Source organism: Streptomyces sp. NBC_01116, from assembly GCF_041435495.1.
Taxonomy (GTDB): Bacteria; Actinomycetota; Actinomycetes; order Streptomycetales; family Streptomycetaceae; genus Streptomyces.
Genome location: NZ_CP108644.1, coordinates 325,183 through 346,270, shown reverse-complemented (window position 1 = coordinate 346,270; position 21,088 = coordinate 325,183). Strand labels below are relative to the sequence as shown.

At 73.2% G+C, this 21,088-nt stretch carries 18 protein-coding genes and 1 pseudogene; 10 read left to right on the top strand and 9 right to left on the bottom strand.

Annotation, left to right across the window (positions count from 1 at the left end; genetic code table 11):
• Positions 1-138: 138 nt before the first annotated feature.
• Entirely contained in the window at positions 139-1,740 is a 1,602-nt protein-coding gene (locus tag OG245_RS01390) for a glycoside hydrolase family 13 protein (protein WP_371621694.1), read from the top strand.
• Between the two features lie 204 nt (positions 1,741-1,944).
• Complete coding sequence (locus OG245_RS01385) at positions 1,945-2,610, top strand: lysophospholipid acyltransferase family protein (protein WP_371621693.1); 666 nt, start codon at positions 1,945-1,947, stop codon at positions 2,608-2,610.
• Positions 2,611-2,637: 27 nt separating this feature from the next.
• Here OG245_RS01385 and OG245_RS01380 read toward each other — a convergent pair whose 3' ends face one another.
• Positions 2,638-3,222 carry a DinB family protein gene (locus tag OG245_RS01380; RefSeq protein ID WP_371621692.1) on the bottom strand — a complete coding sequence of 195 codons (585 nt, stop codon included), beginning with the start codon at positions 3,220-3,222 and terminating at the stop codon, positions 2,638-2,640.
• A gap of 258 nt (positions 3,223-3,480) precedes the next feature.
• On the opposite strand from OG245_RS01380, the gene OG245_RS01375 reads away from it, so the two are divergent.
• Positions 3,481-4,278: a VOC family protein gene (locus OG245_RS01375; RefSeq protein WP_371621691.1), complete on the top strand. Its 798-nt coding sequence runs from the start codon at positions 3,481-3,483 to the stop codon at positions 4,276-4,278.
• A gap of 24 nt (positions 4,279-4,302) precedes the next feature.
• Here the strand turns inward: OG245_RS01375 and OG245_RS01370 are convergent, their stop codons facing one another.
• The 4 genes from OG245_RS01370 to OG245_RS01355 form a co-directional block, all read right to left on the bottom strand.
• Positions 4,303-5,163, bottom strand: a complete 861-nt coding sequence (locus OG245_RS01370) for an endo alpha-1,4 polygalactosaminidase (RefSeq protein ID WP_371621690.1) — start codon at positions 5,161-5,163, stop codon at positions 4,303-4,305.
• A gap of 54 nt (positions 5,164-5,217) precedes the next feature.
• Positions 5,218-6,555 (bottom strand): sensor histidine kinase, encoded by a 1,338-nt coding sequence (locus OG245_RS01365; RefSeq protein WP_371621689.1) that lies wholly within the window; start codon positions 6,553-6,555, stop codon positions 5,218-5,220.
• On the bottom strand, positions 6,555-7,229 hold the full coding sequence (locus OG245_RS01360) for a response regulator transcription factor (protein ID WP_371621688.1): 675 nt from the start codon (positions 7,227-7,229) through the stop codon (positions 6,555-6,557). Before OG245_RS01360 ends, OG245_RS01365 begins: the two co-directional genes overlap by 1 nt.
• Before the next feature lie 100 nt (positions 7,230-7,329).
• On the bottom strand, positions 7,330-8,253 hold the full coding sequence (locus OG245_RS01355) for a LysR family transcriptional regulator ArgP (protein ID WP_371621687.1): 924 nt from the start codon (positions 8,251-8,253) through the stop codon (positions 7,330-7,332).
• Positions 8,254-8,320: 67 nt separating this feature from the next.
• Here OG245_RS01355 and OG245_RS01350 point away from each other — a divergent pair, with 67 nt between their 5' ends.
• The 4 genes from OG245_RS01350 to OG245_RS01335 all read left to right on the top strand — a co-directional run bounded on the left by OG245_RS01350 (position 8,321) and on the right by OG245_RS01335 (position 12,213).
• Entirely contained in the window at positions 8,321-8,932 is a 612-nt protein-coding gene (locus OG245_RS01350) for a LysE/ArgO family amino acid transporter (protein WP_371621686.1), read from the top strand.
• Between the two features lie 486 nt (positions 8,933-9,418).
• Positions 9,419-10,363: a ScbA/BarX family gamma-butyrolactone biosynthesis protein gene (locus OG245_RS01345; RefSeq protein WP_371621685.1), complete on the top strand. Its 945-nt coding sequence runs from the start codon at positions 9,419-9,421 to the stop codon at positions 10,361-10,363.
• Positions 10,364-10,375: 12 nt separating this feature from the next.
• Positions 10,376-11,224, top strand: coding sequence for an NAD(P)H-binding protein (locus tag OG245_RS01340; RefSeq protein WP_371621684.1), 849 nt, complete (start codon positions 10,376-10,378; stop codon positions 11,222-11,224).
• Between the two features lie 245 nt (positions 11,225-11,469).
• Positions 11,470-12,213: a class I SAM-dependent methyltransferase gene (locus OG245_RS01335; RefSeq protein ID WP_371621683.1), complete on the top strand. Its 744-nt coding sequence runs from the start codon at positions 11,470-11,472 to the stop codon at positions 12,211-12,213.
• Here OG245_RS01335 and OG245_RS01330 read toward each other — a convergent pair.
• Entirely contained in the window at positions 12,176-13,105 is a 930-nt protein-coding gene (locus OG245_RS01330) for a helix-turn-helix domain-containing protein (RefSeq protein ID WP_371621682.1), read from the bottom strand. The two genes, OG245_RS01335 and OG245_RS01330, sit on opposite strands and share 38 nt — an antisense overlap.
• 162 nt (positions 13,106-13,267) lie before the next feature.
• On the opposite strand from OG245_RS01330, the gene OG245_RS01325 reads away from it, so the two are divergent.
• The 3 genes and pseudogenes from OG245_RS01325 (at position 13,268) to OG245_RS01315 (ending at position 16,203) form a co-directional block, all read left to right on the top strand.
• Positions 13,268-14,308 (top strand): NAD(P)-dependent alcohol dehydrogenase, encoded by a 1,041-nt coding sequence (locus OG245_RS01325; protein ID WP_371621681.1) that lies wholly within the window; start codon positions 13,268-13,270, stop codon positions 14,306-14,308.
• 167 nt (positions 14,309-14,475) lie between these two features.
• Positions 14,476-15,024, top strand: a pseudogene (locus tag OG245_RS01320) (NADH:flavin oxidoreductase/NADH oxidase); the annotation flags it as partial.
• Between the two features lie 162 nt (positions 15,025-15,186).
• The gene (locus OG245_RS01315; protein WP_371621680.1) at positions 15,187-16,203 is read left to right on the top strand and encodes an alpha/beta hydrolase; all 1,017 of its coding nucleotides are present in this window, start codon (positions 15,187-15,189) and stop codon (positions 16,201-16,203) included.
• 12 nt (positions 16,204-16,215) lie between these two features.
• Here the strand turns inward: OG245_RS01315 and OG245_RS01310 are convergent, their stop codons facing one another.
• The 3 genes from OG245_RS01310 to OG245_RS01300 form a co-directional block, all read right to left on the bottom strand.
• The gene (locus tag OG245_RS01310; protein WP_371621679.1) at positions 16,216-17,334 is read right to left on the bottom strand and encodes an AI-2E family transporter; all 1,119 of its coding nucleotides are present in this window, start codon (positions 17,332-17,334) and stop codon (positions 16,216-16,218) included.
• 89 nt (positions 17,335-17,423) lie between these two features.
• Positions 17,424-19,637 carry an AAA family ATPase gene (locus tag OG245_RS01305; protein WP_371627773.1) on the bottom strand — a complete coding sequence of 738 codons (2,214 nt, stop codon included), beginning with the start codon at positions 19,635-19,637 and terminating at the stop codon, positions 17,424-17,426.
• A 180-nt stretch (positions 19,638-19,817) separates the two neighbouring features.
• Positions 19,818-21,077 carry a phosphopentomutase gene (locus OG245_RS01300; protein WP_371621678.1) on the bottom strand — a complete coding sequence of 420 codons (1,260 nt, stop codon included), beginning with the start codon at positions 21,075-21,077 and terminating at the stop codon, positions 19,818-19,820.
• Between the last annotated feature and the right edge of the window lie 11 nt (positions 21,078-21,088).

The following is a 21,088-nucleotide window of genomic DNA, read 5'->3' as shown; positions in this document are numbered from 1 at the left end:
CGCCCGCCCGGACCCGCCGCCGCCCCCGGCCTTCCCGCCCCGCTCCGGGGCGGCGGCGTCAGAACCTCCCGCCCTCTGTTGCGCGGACCGGCCCACACCTCGCCGGCGACCGCGCCCCGCCCGAAAGGAACCCGCCTTATGGAAGGCAGCCAGCTTGCCGCCGACGACTGGTGGCGCTCGGCCGTCATTTACCAGGTCTACGTCCGCAGCTTCGCCGACGGCGACGGCGACGGCACCGGCGATCTGACGGGCGTGCGGTCCCGGCTGCCCTACCTGGCCGAACTCGGCGTCGACGCCCTGTGGTTCACCCCCTGGTATCTGTCCCCGATGGCGGACGGCGGATACGACGTGGCCGACTACCGGGCCATCGACCCCTCCTTCGGCGACCTCGCGGAGGCCGAGAAGCTCATCGCCGAAGCCCGCGAGGCGGGGATCCGGACCATCATCGACATCGTTCCCAACCACGTCTCCGACCAGCACGTCTGGTTCAGGGCCGCCCTGGCGGCGGGCCCCGGCAGCGCGGAGCGCCAACTCTTCCACTTCCGGCCCGGCCGCGGCGAACACGGCGAACTGCCCCCCAACGACTGGGAGAGCGAGTTCGGCGGGGTGCCCTGGACACGTGTCGAGGACGGCGAATGGTACCTCCACCTCTTCGCCACCGAGCAGCCCGACCTCAACTGGGCGCACCCGGCCGTACGCCAGGAGCACGAGGACGTCCTGCGCTTCTGGTTCGAACGCGGCGTCGCCGGGGTGCGCATCGACTCCGCCGCCCTCGTCGCCAAGGACCCGGCGCTCCCGGACCTCGACGGGCACCGGGGGCCCCACCCGTACGTCGACCGGGACGAGCTGCACGACATCTACCGGAGCTGGCGGGCCATCGCCGACGCGTTCGGCGGCATCTTCGTCGGCGAGGTGTGGCTGCCCGACTCGGAGCGCTTCGCCCGCTACCTCCGCCCCGACGAACTGCACACCGCCTTCAACTTCACCTTCCTCAGCTGCCCCTGGGACGGCACGCTCCTGCGCCGCGCCATCGACGAGACCCTCGCCGAACACGCCCCCGTCGGCGCCCCCGCCACCTGGGTCCTCTGCAACCACGACGTCACCCGCACCGTCACCCGCTACGGCCGCGAGGACACCGGCTTCGCCTTCACGGCCAAGGCGTTCGGCGTCCCCAGCGACCTGGAGCTCGGCACCCGGCGCGCCCGCGCCGCCGCCCTCCTCTCGCTCGCCCTGCCCGGCTCCGTCTACCTCTACCAGGGCGAGGAACTGGGCCTGCCCGAGGCCGACGTACCGCTGGACCGCATCCAGGACCCCATGTACTTCCGCTCCCAGGGGCGGGCCCCCGGCCGCGACGGCTGCCGCACCCCGCTGCCCTGGGCGGCCGGCGAACCGTTCGCCGGATTCGGCTCCACCGTCGAACCCTGGCTCCCGCTCCCCGCCGACTGGCCGGCCCGCGCGGCCGACCTCCAGGCGCGGGACCCCCACTCCATGCTGGCCCTCTACCGCGAGGCCCTGCGACAGCGGCGCACCCTGACCGCGCTGCACACCGGACCACTGCGCTGGCTGAGCGACGAACCCGGCCTCCTGGTGTTCGCCCGCGGCGAGGGGCTGGTCTGCGCCGTCAACCTCGCCGAGGAACCCGCCCGGCTCCCCGCCCACACCGAGGTCCTGCTCAGCAGCGGCCCCCTGGACGCCGAAGGCAGGCTGCCCCGGGACACGGCGGTGTGGCTGGCCCGCTGAACCGGCGCCGCACACGGCTCGGGCGTCCCGGCACCCCGGGAGCGCCGCGAAGCGGGGGCGATCGACCAGGGAGCCTGAGTACCCGCACTCAGGCCCCGCGCCCCGGCCGCCACGACGATGAGGGTGTGGCGGGCGAAGCCGGGAACGGCGGACCCCGCACCGCCGTCACCAGGACGGCCTCGCCCGCCGAACCCCGGGAGAACCGTGCTCAGCCGTATCGCCGCCACCGTCGTCCCCTCGCTCGGACGCCTCACGGTCACCTCCGACCACGCCACGGCCCCGGCCGTCGGCAGCATCATCGTCGCCAACCACACCTCCCTGGCCGACCCGGGCATCGTCCTCGCCGCACTGCTGCGCCTCGGCGTCGAACCCGTCGTCATGGCCACCGCGGGACTGTGGCGCATACCGGTACTCGGCCGTCTCCTGGAACGCGGCGGCCACGTGCCCGTGCACCGGAACACCGACCGGGCCGCGGCCGCCCTGGACGCGGCGGCCGTCGCGCTCAGGGACGGCCGCCGGCTGCTCATCTACGGCGAAGGACGGCTGCCCTGCCGCACGGACGCGGCGGAGGCCCCGCCGGAGAGCTTCCGCAGCGGCCTCGCCCGCCTCGCGCACGCGTCCGGCGCGCCCGTCGTGCCTCTCGGCCAGGCGGGAGCCCGCCGGGTGACCTCGGGCCGCTGCGTCAAGCAGATCTCCGGGCTCCTCACCGCCCCGGCCCGCCGCCCCCGGCTCCACGTCCACGTCGGCGCCCCGCTGCATCTCCCGCCGGAGGTCGGGGCGGCGACCGCCACGGCCCACGAAGCCGTCACCGCCGCCTGGCGCACCGCCGCGCACCACCTCGGCGAACCGGCGGCACCGGCGCGGCGCTGAACGGCCCGGCGTGATCAGGGGGAGCGGCTACCCGGCCTCCCGCGCCACCCGCTCCAGGCGCTGCCGGTACTCCTCCCACCAGGCGCGGTCGCCCGGCGGCATGTTGTCGGTGCCGGACCGCAGCCCCACCGTCCCGTCGACGAGCTCCCGGACGATGTCGGCGTGGCCGGCATGCCGCTGGAGGTCGGCGATCACATGAACGAGGATCTGGTGCAGCGTCACCCGGTTGCGCCCGTCGGGCCACCACCGGACGTGCCCGACCGCGTCGAGCGGCAGCTCGGCGATCGTGGCGTCCGCGTGCTCCGCGACCCGGCGGTAGAGGGCGAGGACGTCCTCGCGCGACTCGTCGGCGGTCGCCCACATGTCCTGGTTCGCCTCGGCGTCGTCCGCGTAGGCGGGAGGCGCCTCGCCGAACGGCCGCCGGAACGTCTCGCCGAAGTAGCCCAGCTCCACCCCCGCGGCGTGCTTGACGAGCCCGAGGAGATTGGTTCCGGTCGGCGTCAGAGGGCGGCGGACGTCGTACTCGGAGAGCCCTTCGAGCTTCCACAGCAGGGCGTCACGAGCGGACTGCAGATAGCGCTGGAGGTCAGCCTTCGGCTGCGAGGCGGTCATGCGGGCAGTCTGCCACCGGGCACTGACACGGCGGCCCCGTCCGGGGGCGGCCGGGGCGTGCCCTCCGCTCCGTTGCGGGACGCGGCCCGGGTGGCGCGCGCGACCCCGGCGGCGTAGGTATGGAGGCGTGCAGCTCCGGAGGACGTCGGACGCCACGGAGCGCACCGGCCTGCGACGGCCGGTGACCGGCCAGGCCCACCCGCCGGACCGGCGTCCGCGTCCGGCAGCTCACCACCGGGGACGAGGAGACGGATCCCGATGACCGCGGCAGAGCAGAGCACCCCGGTGCACGGCGTTCCGTGCTGGGTCAGTCTCATGACCCGGGACCTGCGGGCGACCCAGGACTTCTACGGGACCGTCCTCGGGTGGACCTTCCGCTCCGGCACCCTGGGCGAGGGTTTCACCGTCGCCCACGTCGACGCCCTGCCCGTCGCCGGGATCGGGCAGATCGCCCCCGGTCTGCCCACGGTCGTCTCCTGGACCCCGTACTTCGCCGTGGACGACGTCGACGCCACGGCGGCCCGGGTCCGCGAACGGGGCGGCACCATCGCCGTCGGCCCGATCCGGCTGGGCCCCGGGCGGGGAGCCGTGGCAGCCGACCGCGAAGGAGCCGCCTTCGGCTTCTGGGAAGGCCGGACCCCTCCCTGGTCGTTCGGCCGCGACAACCCGCCCGCCTCCCTCGAACTGCGGACGGGCCACGCCTTCGACTGCGCGATCTTCTACGCCGAGGTGTTCGGCTGGGCCTCGCAGGAACCCGGCGGCTGCGAGGTCGGCTACGCGTACCAGCAGGACGCGGTCGTCGTACGGCAGGGCGGCCGCACCGTCGCCACCCTTCGCGGGGGCGGCGACGCGTCGTCCCCCGATCCCCTGCTGCGCCCGTGCTGGCACGTCCGTTTCCCGGTCGCGGACCTGGAAGCGGCCACCGGGGCGGCCCGCGCGGCGGGTGGCACGGCCGACCCGCCGGTGGACTCATCGGCCGACGGAACCGAAGCGGTGATCAGGGACCCCGACGGCGGCATCTTCACCGTCTGCGCCCACCCACCGGACACCGCCTGAGCCCCGGCTGCCCCGGGCGGTCCGTCAGCAGGCGCGGAACACGTGCCCCGGCCGTCCGGCCGGCCGGACGTCGAGGTCCCGGCGCACCATCGAGACCTTCGCCCCCATGGACGAACACGCCTTCGCGAAGTCGTCGTCGGTGTACTCGACGACGAACACCCTGTCGCCGTACGCGGAGGCGTAGTCGGCGCACTCGTCGTACCGGCCGCACTCCTCGGCGACGGCGAAGTCGAACCCGATCGCTTCCCGCCGCTCCAGCAGATCGGTGGTGTTCTTCTGGCCGATCGCCAGCCCCGCGGCATGCGCCCGGTCGGCCATGAGCTTCGCGAACGCCGCGTTGTGCGCCCGGGTCAGCAGGCCCTCGGAACGCTCGTAGGAGTCGAGGTTGTCCGGCTCCACCGCCTGGAAACCCGACTCCGCACAGCCGTCGACCCAGGCCCCGACGATGTCCGCCAGCCGGGTGCGCTTGTCCGCCGTCGAGGTGTCGAGCAGCGCCTCGTCCCACTCCTCGTCCTTGACCGGGCCGCCGTCACCGTCGCGGAGCAACAGGTCGGGGTTGTTCTTCTCCCACCAGCCCAGCGCGTCGGGCTGGGCCTGGAAGGCGTTGACGTAACAGACGTTGTACAGGCCCTCGGCCGGCTCGTCGCCACGGTCGCGGGAGACCGCGCCGACCCCGGCGGGCGGGGTGTACGCGCCGCCGATCTGGTAGTCGAAGACCACATCGGCCCTGGGCGGCACGACCTCGGGCGCGGCCTCGTCCGCGGACCCCGAGCCGAAGGCGTGGGACAGGAGCAGTCCCGCTCCCGTCGCGACCGCGACGCCGCCGGCCAGAGCGGCGAGCGTGCTTCGGCGGCGGAGGAACGGACGGACGGCGTGCTGGGACATACGTGACTCCCGTGCGTGGACTTCGGAACCTGCCCCGCCATCATGGACGGCCGATCATGAGCGAATCGTGAGCGTCCGCGCGGTGCCGCGCCCCCGGCCCCGCCGCGACCGGTCGGGCGCGAGCCGCAGGACGAATTCCGCGCCGCCGCCGGGCCGGGCCCGGACGGTGAGCGACCCCCGGTGGGCCTGCGCGATCCGCCGTACCAGCGAGAGGCCGATCCCCGTCCCCCCGCCCGGCGAGCTGAACCGCTCCGTCAGCTCCGGCAGCCGGGCCGGATCCACTCCCGGGCCACGGTCGGCGACCCACACCTCCGGACCGCGTACGGTCACCAGCAGCCCGGCCCGCTCCGGCGCGCCGGGATCCCGACCGTGCCGCACCGCGTTGTCCAGCAGATTGCGCACCGCGACCCGCACCAGCGCGGCGTCCGCGTCGACCACCGACTCCTCCAGCCGCCACTCCACGCCGTTCCCGCCCTCCGCCACCTCCGCGCACACCTCCTCGACCAGCTGGTCCAGACGCAGCGGCTCCGCCCGTACGACGTCCACGGCGGCCTCCAACCGCCCCCGGGCCAGCAGGTTCTCCACGACGTCGGCCATCCGGTCCGCCGCCCTCCGGATCCGGGGCAGATGCGCCTCCAGCCCGCCCGGAGCGGCGGCGGCCACCTCCACCGATCCGCGCATCACCGCGACCGGGGTCCGCAACTCGTGCGCCGCGTCGGCCAGCAGCCGCTCCTGCTGCTCCAGAGCCTCCCAGGCCGGCCGCATGCTCCGCCCGGAGAGCACATGCCCGGTCAGCGCGGCCAGCGCCGTCAGCGCACCGGCCCCGACGACGAGGGAGAGGACCAGGCTGCGGTGCTCGGCCGCCCCGCGCGCGGGGTCGCCGATGGCGACGGCCGCGCCCGCCACCTCGTCGGTGGCGTCGTCGTAGAAGGGCACGGCCAGCAGACGCACGGGCTCTCCCGTGCGGTCGCGCGCCCCGGCCCGCACCGGCCCCTCCTCGTCCATCGCCGTACGGGTCACCGCTCGGATCGCCGTGTCCCGCACGGCGAACTGCGCGGTGCGGCCCCGGAACACGGTGGCCGGATCACCGCCGGGCCGCCCCTCCAGCACCAGGACCTGCGGAGTTCCCGAGGTCGCCTCGTCGTCGTCGAGCCCGTCCAGACGGATCCGGCCGTCCTCGTAGTAGACGAGCGAGGCCGCGACGGACGCCCGGCGGCGCATCTCGTCGTACTCGGCGTCCAGGCGCGCCCGGTCGTCGGTACGGATCACCAGCCAGGACAGGCAGGCCAGCCCGGCGACGGTGATGAGGGTGTACGCGGCGGTCAGCCGCAGCCGCAGCCGGTGCAGCCGTCTCCGGGCCGGGGAGCGACGGGGCCGTACCGGCTCAGCCATCAGGACGGCCCCGGCTCAGCCGACAGCAGGAACCCCTGACCGCGCACGGTGTGCACCAGGCCGGGGGAGCCGAGCTTGCGCCGAAGTCCCGCGACGACGGCGTCCACCACATTGGAGACCGGGTCGGCCATCTCGTCCCAGCAGTGCTCCAGCAGCCCGGTGCGGCTGACGACGGCGTCCCGGTGGACGAGGAGCTGCTGGAGCACGGCGTACTCCTTCGGGCTCAGCGACAGCAGCACACCACCGCGCCGCACCTCGTGCCGCGCCACGTCCATGACCACGTCCGCACAGCCCAGGAACGAGGGGAGCCGGACCGGCGCCCGTCGGCTCAGGCCCCGCACGCGCAGGACGAGCTCGCGCATCGAGAACGGCTTGGCCAGGTAGTCGTCCGCCCCGCTCTCCAGTCCCCGCAGCCGTTCGTGCAGGGAGTCCAGGGCGGTGAGGCACAGCACGGGCACCGACCAGCCGGCCCGGCGCAGGCCCTCCAACGGCGCGAGGGTGTCGCCGGAGGGCACCATCCGGTCCAGCACCACACAGTCGTACGCGGTCACGTGCAGCAGCACGTCCGCCTCCGGCCAGTCCGACGCGCTGTCGACGGCGAAACCGCCGTCCCGCAGCCCGGACGTGATCACGTCCCGCAGGTCGTCGTCGTCCTCCACCAGCAGCACACGCACGGGGAGGATGCCTCCGATCTCATTTCCGGGGGGAGAGACCCGCCATCCTAAGGCGTAGCGCGCGCCCGTACCGAGGCGGCCCGTCGGGCCGACGAGGCGGTCAGTCCGGCCGGTCGCCGTTGTCGAGAGCTTCGGCGGCCTCCGCCGCCACCGCCTCGGCGACGGCCGCCAGGGCGGGCGATTCCAGCTTCCACTGCTGCCAGTACAGCGGGACGTCCACGGTGTGGTCCGGGGTGAGCCGCACCAGCCGGCCGCTGCTCAGCAACGGCTCCGCCTGGACCTCGGGCACCATGCCCCAGCCCATGCCCGACGCCACGGCGTTCGCGAACCCCTCCGACGTGGGCACCAGGTGGCGCCGGTCGCTCGCCCGGGGGGCCCGGCCGAGCCGGCGCACGAAGGCGTCCTGGAGGTCGTCGCGCCGGTCGAAGCCGATCACCGGGGCGTCGCCGATCACCTCACGCAAGGCTGTGCCTTCCCGCCGCCCCAGCCACCGGTCGGCGAAACCGGGGCTGGCCACCGGGAGATACCGCATCCGGCCCAGCCGTCGCACCGAGCAGCCCGTCACCGCCTCCGGCGACGAGGTCACCGCGGCCATCGCCAGCCCCTCCCGCAGCAGGGCGGCCGTATGGTCCTGGTCCTCCCGGCGCAGCTCGTAACAGAGCCCCGACTCCTCCGGCACGCGCCGCAGGGCGGGCAGGAACCAGGTCGCCAGGGAATCGGAGTTCACCGCGATCGGCAGCAGCGTCGGCTCGCCCGGCCCGGACATCCCGAGCGCCGCCTGCGCGTCGTGCTCCAGCCTGGCCAGCTGGCGGGCGAAGCGCACCACCACCTCACCGGACTCGGTGGGCCGCACCGGCTTCGTGCGCATCAGCAGCACGCGGCCCGTGCGCTGCTCCAGCGCCTTCACCCGCTGACTGACGGCCGACGGGGTCAGCCGCAGGACGTGCGCCGCCGAGTCGAAGGTGCCTTCGTCGACCACGGCCAGCAGGGTGCGCACCTGGTCGAGAGGTAGCTCGGACATCATGACTGTTAATGATACGTAAGAATCTTTAGCTGGACACCGGCTTTCCTCGCTCCGTAGCGTCGGCCGCATGACGAACGCCCTGACCACCGCGGCCGCCGGCTTCGGCACCGGCCTCTCGCTCATCGTCGCCATCGGAGCCCAGAACGCCCTGGTGCTGCGCCAGGGCGTCCGCCGCGACGGCGTGCTCGCCGTGGTCGGGATCTGCGCCCTGTCCGACGCGGTGCTCATCGCGCTGGGGGTCGCCGGGGTCGGCGCTCTCGTCGTGGCCTGGCCGTCGGCGCTGACAGTGGTGGGGCTGCTCGGCGGCCTGTTCCTGATCGGCTACGGCCTGCTCGCCGCGCGCCGGGTCCTGCGTCCGTCGGCCCTGCACGCGGGGGACGCCCCGGCCGCCTCGCGCCGGGGCGTGGTGCTGACCTGCCTGGCGATGACCTGGCTCAACCCGCATGTCTACCTCGACACCGTGTTCCTGCTCGGGTCCGTCGCCGCCGACCGGGGGCCGTCGCGCTGGATCTTCGGCCTCGGCGCGATCCTCGCCAGCGTGTGCTGGTTCGCCGCGCTCGGGTACGGCGCCCGGCTGCTGAGCGGGGTGCTCGCGCGGCCCTCCGCGTGGCGGGTGCTGGACGGGCTGGTCGCCGTGATGATGATCGGCCTCGGCACGAAGCTGGCGCTGAACGTCTGAGCGCCTGAACGTCTGAACCTCTGACCGTCTCCAGGGCCCTGGGCCCAGGGCCTCTGGCCTCCCTGGACCCTCCACGCGTCCAGGGGCGAGGGCGCACGCCCGGCGTACGATGCCGTGATCGCCGTCTTTCGACAGGATCGGTGCCATGGGAAGCGCGCAACGGGCCGCCCCTCTCGCCCTGGACGAGGTGTGCCCGATCGCGCTCGGCATCTTGAGCCGGGTTGATAGGCGCGCGGGAAAAGAGAGCGGATACCGCCTTTCGCGCAGTCGGCCCTTTCGGGAATTCCGGCACTCGTCTCGCCCCGCAGATGCATTTCCCGGACACCTCCGCCGCCGCCTCGCGGATTCCCGCGCAGGTCCGGGAAACGGCCGGGTGGGTGTGGGGCCCCGCCCAGGCGTGGAGAAAAAGTGATTATTCTGTATCTTGTCCTACCAGTACGCGCATCGCAGGAACGGCTCGCCACTACATGACCCCTGGGGGGAGTTATGCCCGAAGCAGCAGTCTTGATCGATCCGGTGCCGACTATGGACGCGGAGGCCGAGGTGGTGCATGCCGTGGGTATCGACATGGTGCACCGGACCAGGCCGGAGGACGCCTTTCCGCGGAACTGGGTACGCCTGGGGCACGACCGGTTCTCGGTGGGGGCGGTTCTCCCGCACGACCATCCGTTCTTCGCTCCGGTGGGTGAGGACCGGCACGATCCGCTGCTCGTCGCGGAGGCGATGCGGCAGGCGGCCATGCTCGCCTTCCACGCCGGGTACGGGATCCCGCTCGGCTACCAGTTCCTGATGACGGGACTGGACTACGTCTGCCATCAGGAGCACCTGGCGGTCGGGGGCGTCCCCACCGAGATCGACGTGGAGGTGTACTGCTCCGACCTGAGGTGGCGGGGCGGACTCCCGGCGCAGGGACGTGTCGGCTGGGCGGTGCACCGGGACGGCCGGCTCGCCGCGACGGGGATGGGGATGACCCGGTTCAGCACTCCCAAGGCGTACAGGCGGATACGCGGCGAGGTGCCCGCCGAGGGGATATCCCTACCGGAGACCGTGCCGGTCCCGGCCGCGCGGGCGGGCCGTGCCCGCGTCGAGGACGTGGTGCTCTCGGAGTCCGGGCAGGACGGAGTCTGGGAACTGCGCGTGGACACCCGGCACCCCACCCTGTTCCAGCGGCCCAACGACCATGTCCCGGGCATGCTGCTGCTGGAAGCGGCCCGCCAGGCGGCGTACCTCGCGGCGGGACCCGCCGGAATCGTTCCCGCGGAGGCGCGCACCCGGTTCCACCGGTACGCCGAGTTCGGCAGCCCGTGCTGGATCGGGGCGGTGGTCCTCCCGGAAACGGACGAGGATACGGTGACGGTCCAGGTGACAGGCCATCAGGACGGCGAACCGGTGTTCTCCACGGTTCTGTCCGGTCCCCGGGCCGACGGCTGAGAGGTGTCCCGCATGATTCTCGTGACCGGTGCGACCGGAGTGGTGGGCCGTGAGGTGGCCGGACAACTGGCGGCGGCCGGCCCCGTGCGGATTCTCGCCCGCCGTCCCGAGCGGCTCACGGTACGGGGAGAAGGGGTCGAGGTCGTCGAGGGGGAGTACGCGGACCGCGCCGCTCTCGACCGGGCCCTGCGAGGTGTCTCCTCGGTGTTCCTGGTGACCAACAGCCCCACGGAGCCCGACGACGAGCGGGTCGCCGCGGCGGCGGCCGCGGCGGACGTACGCCACCTGGTCAAGCTGTCCATGATGGCGGTGGAGGAGCCGGGCGCCGACGATTTCATCACCCGGCTCCAGCGCGGGAACGAACAGGCGATCAGGGACTCGGGGGTCCCGTGGACGTTCGTGCGCCCCAGGACGTTCATGTCCAACACGCTGTCCTGGGCCCGCGGCATCAGGTCGGCGGGCGTGGTGCGCGCCCTGTACGGCGACGCTCCGGTCGCGTGCGTCGACCCGCGCGACGTCGCCTCGGTGGCCGTCGCCGTGCTCACCGGTACGGGGCACGAGGGCAAGGCGTACGCGGTGTCGGGCCCGGAAGCGATCACCGCGCGCGAGCAGACGGCTCAGCTCTCCCGGGTGCTGGGGCGGCCGTTGCGCTTCGAGGAACTGGATGTGGCCGCCGCGCGCACGGCCCTGCTGGCGAAGTATCCGCCCCCCGTCGCGGAGGCCTTCCTGGAGAGCGCGGAGCGGCAGCGGGCGGGAGCCAAGGCGGCCGTGCTGCCCACGATCCAGGAACTGACGGGCCGTCCGGCGCGGCCGTACCGCGTCTGGTCGGCCGAGCACGCGGCGGCGTTCGCGCCCGAATAGGGCCGCTGTGCGGGTCAAGGAAACGCCAAGGCGCCTTGCGGGCCGCGGATAAGCGCGACGATGCACATATTTCCTTTTCCGGTCACCCTTTTCGCACGCGAGTGAGCCGTGGTCGGAAAAGGATACGGCGGGCATCTGTCGCATTCTTCCGTTTCTCGATAACGAATACCGGCGGGTAGGTCCGATGCTTACCGATCTCCGCGTACGCGTTTCCGGCTTCCGCCGCATCCCCTACCCTCCGGCGCATGACTGACGAGATTTTCGTGCATCCCCGGCTGGCCGCTCTCTACGACCCGCTCGATCCCGACCGTGGCGACCTGGAACCGTACGTCCGCCTCGCCGAGGAGTTCGGTGCGCGGCGCGTGCTGGACATCGGCTGCGGTACGGGCGTGTTCGTCCTGCTGCTGGCGGGCCGTGGCATCGAGGTCGTCGGGGTCGACCCCGCCCGGGCCTCGCTCGACGTGGCTCGGGCCAAGCCGGGCGGCGACCGGGTCCGCTGGATCCGCGGTGACGCCGCGGCCCTGCCGCCGCTGCGGGTCGACCTGGTCACCATGACGGCCAACGTCGCGCAGGAGATCGTCGACCCGGCCGACTGGGAGGCGACCCTGCGCGGCGCCCACGAGGCGCTGCGGCCCGGCGGGCATCTGGTCTTCGAGACCCGGGATCCGGCCCGGCGCGCCTGGGAGGCGTGGAACCGGGAGAGTTCCCACCGGGTCACCGAGATCCCCGGCGTCGGCCCCGTCGAGAGCTGGGTCGAGGTGACCGAGGTCGTCGGACCGCTCGTGTCGTTCCGCTGGACCTATGTGTTCCGGGGCGACGGGCAGGTCCTCACCTCCGACTCCACCCTGCGCTTCCGAGAACGTCAGGAGGCCGAGGCGGACCTGACGGCGCGGGGGTTCGTCGTACGTGACGTGCGCGGCGCACCCGACCGCCCCGGCCGGGAGTTCGTCCTCATCGCTCGCCGGCCGGACCCCGGCCCGCCTCACTGATCACATCGGCCCGGCCCGCGTCCGCGCCCCAGCTCGCCAGCAGACGCAGGGCCTGGGCCGACTCCGAGCCCGGCTCCGCGTGGTAGGTCACCAGGTGCTGCTCCTCGTCGTCCGGGAGGTTCAGCGTCTCGTACGACAGGGTCAGCTCCCCGACGAGCGGATGCCGCAGCAGCTTGACGCCGTGCCCCTTCTCCTTGACGTTGTGCGTGGCCCACAGTCGCCGGAACTCGTCGCTCTTGACCGAGAGTTCGCCCACCAGCGCCGACAGCTCCGGATCGTCGGGATGGCAGCCCGCGTACAGCCGCAGATAGCTGACCATGTCCGAGGCCTTGGAGTCCCAGTTCACGAACAGGTCCCGGTAGGCGGGGGAGAGGAACACCAGCCGCGCCCAGTTGCGCTCACCCGGCGGCAGCGTGCCCCAGTCGCCGAACACCGCCGCCGCCATCGGATTCCAGGCCAGCACGTCGGAGCGCGCCCCGGTCACGTACGCGGGGATACCGTCCATGCTGTCGAGCAGGTACAGCACGCCCTTCCGCACGCGCTGCACCCGGGCCGGGCGGCGCTTCCGCTTGTGCCGGGCGGGCTTGGCCAGATGGGTCAGATGCGCGCTCTCGGCGTCCGTGAGCCGCAGCGCACGCGCGATCGCGTCGAGCACCTCGGCCGACACGTTGCGCCCGTTGCCCTGCTCCAGACGCGTGTAGTACGCCACGGACACCCCGGCCAGCTGCGCCAGCTCCTCCCGGCGCAGACCGGGCACCCGGCGGTGCCGGCCGAACTCCGGAAGTCCCACGTCACCCGGCTGGAGCTTGGCCCTCCGGGTGCGCAGGAACTCGCTGAGCTCGGCGCGCCCGTCCAGCGGCTCGGGGGCGGCGGCCTCTGGTCGATCGTCCATGGTCTCCATTATTCCTGTGATTCCAGCTCGCAGGGGCCGGAGCCTGTCCCCGTCAGTAGTAGGAACACTGGACGTAGGCAAAGCGGTGACCTGGGTAAACATCCGTCGCGGCGTGATGCTGGGAGACGTTCCTACCGCATCACCCAGAGGAGAACCTCCGGCATGACCACCGTTGCCGCCTACGCCGCTCCCCGTGCCAAGGCCCCGCTGGAGCGCACCACGATCGAACGCCGCCCGGTGGGCGAGTTCGACATCCTCATCGACATCAAGTTCGCCGGGATCTGCCACTCCGACATCCACCAGGCCCGCGACGGCTGGGGCGAGGGCATCTTCCCGATGGTGCCCGGCCACGAGATCGCCGGGATCGTCGCCGAGACCGGCTCCGGGGTCACCCGGTTCAAGGTCGGCGACCGCGTCGGCGTCGGCTGCATGGTCGACTCCTGCGGAAAGTGCGACGCGTGCCTGATGGGCCGCGAACAGCACTGTGCCGAGGGGAACACCCAGACGTACAACGCCCTCGACCGCGGTGGCGAGCCCACCTACGGCGGTTACTCGACGCACATCGTCGTGGCCGAGACGTTCGCGCTCTCCATCCCCGAGGGCATCGCCCTGGACGAGGCCGCGCCGCTCCTGTGCGCCGGCATCACCACCTACTCCCCGCTCAAGCGCTGGGGCGCTGGCCCCGGCAGGAAGGTCGCCGTCGTCGGGCTCGGCGGCCTCGGTCATATGGCCGTCAAGATCGCGCACGCGCTCGGCGCCGAGGTCACCGTCCTCTCCCAGTCGCTGAGGAAGAAGGACGACGGGCTCAAGCTGGGCGCCGACCACTACTACGCGACCAGCGATCCGCGGACCTTCGAGGAGCTGGCCGGCGCCTTCGACGTCATCCTCTCCACGGTCTCCGCCCCGCTGGACTTCGGCGCCTACCTCGGTCTGCTGCGGACCGACGGCACCCTGGTCAACGTGGGCGCCCCCGAAGAGCCGATCTCACTGAACCTCTTCTCCCTGATCCTGGGCAACAAGTCGATCGCGGGTTCGGCGATCGGCGGGATCGCGGAGACCCAGGAGATGCTGGACTTCTGTGCCGTGCACGGGCTCGGCGCCGAGATCGAGGTGATCGGCGCGGACCGGATCAACGAGGCGTACGAGAGGGTGCTCGCCAGCGACGTCCGCTACCGCTTCGTGATCGACACGGCGACGATCTGAGGGTCGGCCGCCAGGCCGCACCTCCACGCGAACGTCCGCCCCGAGCGCCCCAGGTGCTCGGGGCGGACGCGTCCTCATGCCCTGTCCGCCCGGTCCGGTGCGCCCGCCGGCCGGCGCGCCCCTTCCAGGACGGCCGGGAGCAGCCCCGGGAAGATCGCGTCCAGATCGTCTCCCCGGTCGCCAACCACCGCACCGACGCCTACGGCGGCAGCTGGGAGAACCGGCTGCGCTTCCCCCTCCAGGTGGTCGACGCCGTCCGCGCGGTATGGCCGGACGACCTGCCGGTCCTCTTCCGCACCTCGGCCACCGACTGGCCGACCGAGAACCCCGAGGACCCGCGCGAGGGCTGGACCGGCGACGACACCGCCCGCCTCGCCCGGGAACTGGCCGCACACGGCGTCGATCTGCTCGACGTCTCCACCGGCGGCCTCGTCCGCGACGCCGCGATCTCCGCCCACCCCGGCTTCCAGGTCCCCTTCGCCGAACGCGTCCGGCGGACGGCCGGCATCCGCACCTCCGCCGTGGGCCTGATCCGCGACGCGGGCCAGGCCGAGGAGATCGTCGCGGCGGGACGGGCGGACGCGGTCATGATCGGCCGCGAGATGCTGCGCGATCCGCACTGGGCCCACCACGCCGCCGACGCCCTCGCGGCCGCACCCCGCTGGCCCGACCAGTACGGCTACGCCCTGGCGCACCGCGCCACCGCCAAGGCCTGAGCACCCGCCCGAGCGCCGATCCGGTCCGTCCTGAACCACCCGTCGGCCTGCTCCCGTCGGCGTAGGGGCCGACTCTCCGTGGAGGATGCCGGGCGTCCGCCCGCTCCGTACCGTCCGAAGAGTCGGGCGAAGTCCGGCCGACGGTGTCGGAAGGTTGCGGTGATGAGAGTTCGGCGAAAGGCGATCGTCCGGTTCGCGGTCCTGCTGTCGCTCCTCCTCGGTGCTACGGCGCAAGCGGCCCCGCCCGATGGCGACAGCACGGGCATCCGTGTCACGGGGGAACGGTGGATCGGCCACCGACTGCTCGAACTGACCGTGCGGTCAACGGCGTTGGGCGGACCCGCCACGGTCCGGCTGCTCACGCCGGACGGCTGGGAGAAGCGCGGGAGCGGCGAGCGGTGGCCGGTGCTGTACCTGCTGGCGGGCGGCCACGGCGACCCCGAGGCCTGGACCGAGGACTACGCCGTGGAGCGGCTCCCGCACCTGCGCGACGTGCTCGTGGTCATGCCGTCGATGCCGGTCTTCGGGTTCTACAGCGATTGGTGGAACCACGGCGACGGCGGCGCGCCGCGCGTGGAGACCTTCCACCTCGACGAGGTGCGCCCGCTCCTGGAGCGTTCCTACGGCGCGGGGGAGCGGCGGGTCGCGGCGGGGGAGTCGCAGGGCGGCTTCGGCGCACTGGCCTACGCGGCACGCCACCCCGGCCTGTTCCGCGCGGTGGCGGGCTTCAGCGGCTACGTCCATCCGCTCCAGCACCCCCGGGCGGTCCGGGCCGGGCTCGACTACCTGGGGCTGGACCGGTCGGCGCTGTGGGGCGACCCGGTGGCCCAGCGGCGGATCTGGCAGAACCACGACCCGTACTACCGGCCGGAGCGACTGCGCGGCGTCGAGGTCCACCTCTCCAGCGGCGACGGCCGGGCGGGCGCGCTCGACCCGCCCGGCACGGAGCCGGACCCGCACGTCCCCGGCCTGGAGGACCCCGAGCACCCCTTCCCCGAGGACGTCCTGTCCCCGACCGAGGCCATCATGGGGGCGGAGAACCGGGCGATGGCCTCCCGGCTGAGGGCCCACGGGGTGGCGGTCACCACGCACTTCTACCGGGGCACCCACTCCCCGCCCTACTGGGAGCGCGAGTTGCGCGGCGCGCTGCCGGCGCTGCTGCGCACCCTCGGGCGGTGAGGCGGCCGGGCCCTAGGCCGACGGGACCGGTGCGCCGGCTTCGTCGGCCGGGGCCCCTGCCTCCGGGGGCTCCTCCACGAGCTGCTCGCGGAGGTAGTTCCAGACCACCCCGAGCACCGCAGCCACCGGTACGGCGAGGAGGCTCCCCACCACACCGGCCAGGCTGCCGCCCAGCGTGACGGCGAGCAGGACCGTGGCCGCGTGCAGACCCAGCCCACGGCTCTGGATCATGGGCTGGAACACATTGCCCTCCAACTGCTGCACCACGACGATGATCGCCAGCACGAGCAGGGCGTCCATCGGTCCGTTCGAGACCAACGCGATGACCACCGCCACGAATCCGGCGAACAGCGCCCCCACGATCGGCACGAACGCGCAGACGAAGGTCAGCACCGCCAGCGGCAGGACCAGCGGTACCCCCAGGATCCACAGGCCGAGTCCGATGAAGACCGCGTCCAGCAGACCCACGAACGCCTGGGACCGCACGAACGCGCCCAGGGTGTCCCAGCAGCGGGAGGCCACCTCGGGGACGTCGGTGGCGAGCCGGCCGGGAAGCTGACGGGTGAGCCACGGCAGGAAGCGCGGGCCGTCCTTGAGGAAGAAGAACATCAGGAAGATCGCCAGCACCGCGGTGACCAGCCCGTTGACGACGGTGCTCACCCCGGTGACGGCGGTGGTGACCACGCTGCCGACACTGTCCTGGAGCTGAGCGGTCGCCGTGTCCAGGGCACCGGTGATCTGGTCGTCGCCGATGTTCAGGGGCGGACCCGCCGCCCACTCGCGGAGCTTGTCGATCCCCTGGATCACCCCGTCGGCCAGCTCCCCGGACTCACCCGCCACCGGCACCGCGATCAGAGCCACGATGCCCGCCCCCACGAGCAGGGAGAACACCGTCACCACCGACGCGGCGAGCGAGGGCCACCAGCCGAGCCGGCGCAGGAAACGGGCGAGCGGCCAGGTCAGCGTGGTGAGGAACAGACCGACTATCAGCGGCCATACGACCGACCACATCCGGCCCAGCACCCACAGCGCGACCGCCGCCGCCACGAGGACCAGCAGCACCTCTGCGGAGACCCGTGCCGACGTGCGGAGAGCGGCCGCGGTCTTTGTCGAACTCAATGGCGAAGACATGGCGTCACCCTATGGCTTCGCCAACCGTGTTCCGGCCACGCCCGCGGCCCGCCGGCGCCGAGCACCACGGGGGCGGGCCGCCCGGCCCGTCAGCGCAACGCCGGAGGCAGCCCCTCCCGGTGGACGATGCCCAGACGCTGGGTGGCCCGGGTGAGCGCCACGTACAGATCGCTCGTGCCGAACCGGGCGGGCTCCACGACCAGCACATGGTCGAACTCCAGCCCCTTGGCCTGGCGCGGGTCCAGCAGCACCACCGGGTGCGTGAGGTCGGGGGCCTCGCCCGCCGTGACGCCGTCCAGCGGGGCCGCGATCTCCTCGTGCAGCGCACGCGGAGCGATCAACGCGAGGCGCCCCTCCCGGGGCGTCAACTCCACGACCGCCCGGGCCACCTCGCCCGCCAGATCCTCCCCGGCATCCCGTGTCCACGGCTTCTCGCCGGTCGACCGCACCGAGACGGGGGCGGTGAACGCGGGGTCCTTCTCCCGCAGGACCTCGGCCGCCAGCTCCATGATCTCGGCGGGCGTACGGTAGTTGACCTTCAGGCCGACGTGCTCGAAGCGGTCGCCGACGTACGGCCGAAGGATCTTCTCCCACGACCCGACGCCGGCCTCCTCCGAGGTCTGGGCCGGGTCGCCGACCAGCGTCAGCGAGCGGCTCGGCGCCCGGCGCATCAGCAGCCGCCACGCCATCGGCGACAGCTCCTGCGCCTCGTCGACGATGATGTGCCCGAACGCCCAGGTGCGGTCGGCGGCGGCCCGCTCGGCGGCGGTGCGGTGGTCGGCCTCCTCGTGCCGCTCCGCCATCCGCTCGGCGTCGATGATGTCGTGGGCGGCCAGGACCTCGGACTCCTCGTCCTCGAACTCGTAGCTCTCCGAGCCGCGCGACAGCTCCAGCACACCCTGCGCGTAGCCGACCCGCTCCTGACGGGCGGCCTCGGCAGCCGCCCTCTGCGCGCTGTCGTCGACGCCGAGCAGCTCGGCGGCCTCGTCGAGCAGCGGTACGTCGGCGGGCGTCCACGCCCCGGCGGCGGCCGGGCGGCGGATCGCGTCGGCGTCCTCGTCCGGTACGTACACCGGGTCGGCCAGATAGTCGGCGAGGAAGCCCTCGGGGGTGAGCGGCGGCCACAGCTCGTCCACGGCCGCGTGCACCTCCTTGCTCAGCGCCACGCCCCGGCCGAGCTGGGCCACGTCGTCGGGGCCGAGGAAGTTGGGCCCGCCGTAGGGGTCGGCGCCGATGCGTTCGACGAGCTGCGCGGTGAGCGCGTCGATGACGCGGAAGACGAAGTGGGGGCGGGCGAGGTTGTGCGGGAGACGGGTGTCCCTGGCCGCCTGCCGGGCCTCGTACGCGATCTCCCAGTCCAGGACCAGGTCCCCGCCGTCCTCGTGCGGGATGACCACCGCCGCCCCGGGCTCGGGCAGCCGCTGCCGGTCGCGTACGGCCAGGGCGAGCGCTTCGGCCATCGGCTCGCCGCCCTTGACGGTCGCGGCGCGCGCGGAGTCCGTACCGGTGGCGTGCACTCCGGGGAACAGCTCGGCCTGCGTCGCCAGCAGCACACCGGTCTCGCCGAGCGCGGGCAGCACCTCCGCGATGTAGCGCAGGAACGCCGGGTTGGGCCCCACGATGAGCACGGCCCGCTTGGCCAGCAGCTCGCGGTGCTCGTACAGCAGGAAGGCGGCCCGGTGCAGCGCGACGGCCGTCTTGCCGGTGCCGGGCCCGCCCTCGACGACGAGGACGCCCCGGTGCGGGGCCCGGATGATGGCGTCCTGCTCGGCCTGGATGGTCCGCACGATGTCGCCCATGCGTCCCGTCCGCGCGGAGTCGAGCGCCGCGAGCAGCACGGCGTCGCCGTTCGGATCCTCGAAGCCGGTGCGGTCGCGGTCCCCGAGATCGAGGATCTCGTCATGGAGCTCGGTGACGGTGCGGCCCTCGGTCGTGATGTGCCGGCGCCGGCGAAGACCCATCGGCGTGTGCCCCGTGGCGAGATAGAAAGGACGCGCCACCGGCGCACGCCAGTCGATCAGAACAGGGGTGTGCTCGGCGTCGTCCTCACGGATTCCGATACGGCCGATATGGTGCGCGAGCCCGTCGGAGCGGTCGATGCGCCCGAAACACAGCGAACCGTCCACCGCGTTGAGCGCGGCGAGCAGACCCGAGCGCTCCGCGACGAGGATGTCGCGCTCCAGCCGTGCCTGCTGGCCCGTTCCGACCGGCGTCAGCGCGTGTTCGACGCCATCGGCGGCCACCCCGCGCAGGGCGTCGACCCGGGCATGGAGCCGGTCGATGAATTCCTGCTCTTCCCGCAATTCGTCGCTTTCCCGGTTTGACAAAACGGCTCCCCGCCAGATATATTCGTACTCATAAGGCCCCCGAGCGGGGCCTTTCTGCATGAGCACAGAAGAATCCAATATACCCGCGATAATCCCCGGACCGCAATTACGCCCCGGGGATTCTTCGTCCCCGGGGCGACTACGTCCGCGGGGCGACTACGTCCGCGGGGCGGCGGCCCGCGCCTCCCCGTCCGTGCCGATCGGCGATCCCGCCGCCAGGTCCCGCGGGGACAGCGCCAGCGACCGGGCGGCCGTCGCGCCCACGTCGGCGAGGCTCCGCGCGTCCGGCAGCAGCTCCACCCCGGCCCCCTCGGGGCGGTGGATCAGTACCGGCACGTACTCCCGGGTGTGGTGCGCGTGCCCGATCGAGGGGTCGTTGCCGTGGTCGCCGGTGACGATCAGCCGGTCCCCGGTGTCCGTGAGCAGCGCCAGAAGCCCGGCGAGCCCCGAGTCCACCTGCTCCAGCACCTGCCCGTAGCGCCCCGTGTCCTGCTGGTGCCCCGCCAGATCCGTCTCCTGGACGTTCGCGACCACCAGGGCGTCGCCCCCGGCGCGTACCGCTTCCAGGGTGTGCGCCAGGACGTCGGCTGTGGCCACGGCCGGCCGGCGGTCCGCCTGTTCGCACACCAGGATGTCGGCGGCCTTCCCCACCAGGGTGACCGGGATGCCGGCCCGCGCCGCGAGAGAGGGGAGCTGACGGGTGTGGTCGAGCGGGGCGCCGAGGTGCTGGACCTCCAGGCCGCCGTTGCGGTAGAAGCCGGTGGCCGGGGTGTCGAGACCGACGGTGCCCCCGTCCCCGCCCCGTACGTAGGAGCCGAGCGGACCGTCCGCGTGCCCGCCCACCGCGATGACCCGGGCGACCGGGGCGACGGCCCGCACCGTACGGGCGACGGCGAGAATCCCGCCCGGACCGTCGAACGGCAGATCCTCCAGGCGCCCCGACGCGTTCCAGTTGATCCCGGGGTCGGCCTCCAGGTTGTCGTGGACCAGCACCGCCCCGTCGACCAGCAGCAGCGGCTTCCCGTCGAGCCGCTCCGCCCGGTGACCGGCCGCCGTGAGCGCCTCGGTCACCTCGTCGAGGTGGTCGGCGAGCCGGGCCACGGTCACCCGGCTGAAGTCCGCGCCCATCATGGTCTGGTGGCCCGCGAAGGTGTCCGCACCCGGATAGCCCAGGGCGGCCCGGCCCGCCGCGACGGGCAGCCGGGTGCTCCGCGCCAGGTCCCGGTGGGGGTGGACCAGACCGAGGCCCAGCGCCCCGAGCACCGGGAGCCGCAGCGGCCGCCCGAACGCGGCGCGGGTGTGGTCGAGGACGTGCCCGCAGGTGTCGGCGGCGCGGTCGCCGGGGCGCAGGGCGCCCGCGTCGGGCATGGCGCCGACGCCGAATCCGTCGATGACGACGATCACGGTCCTGGCCATGGGATCGCTCC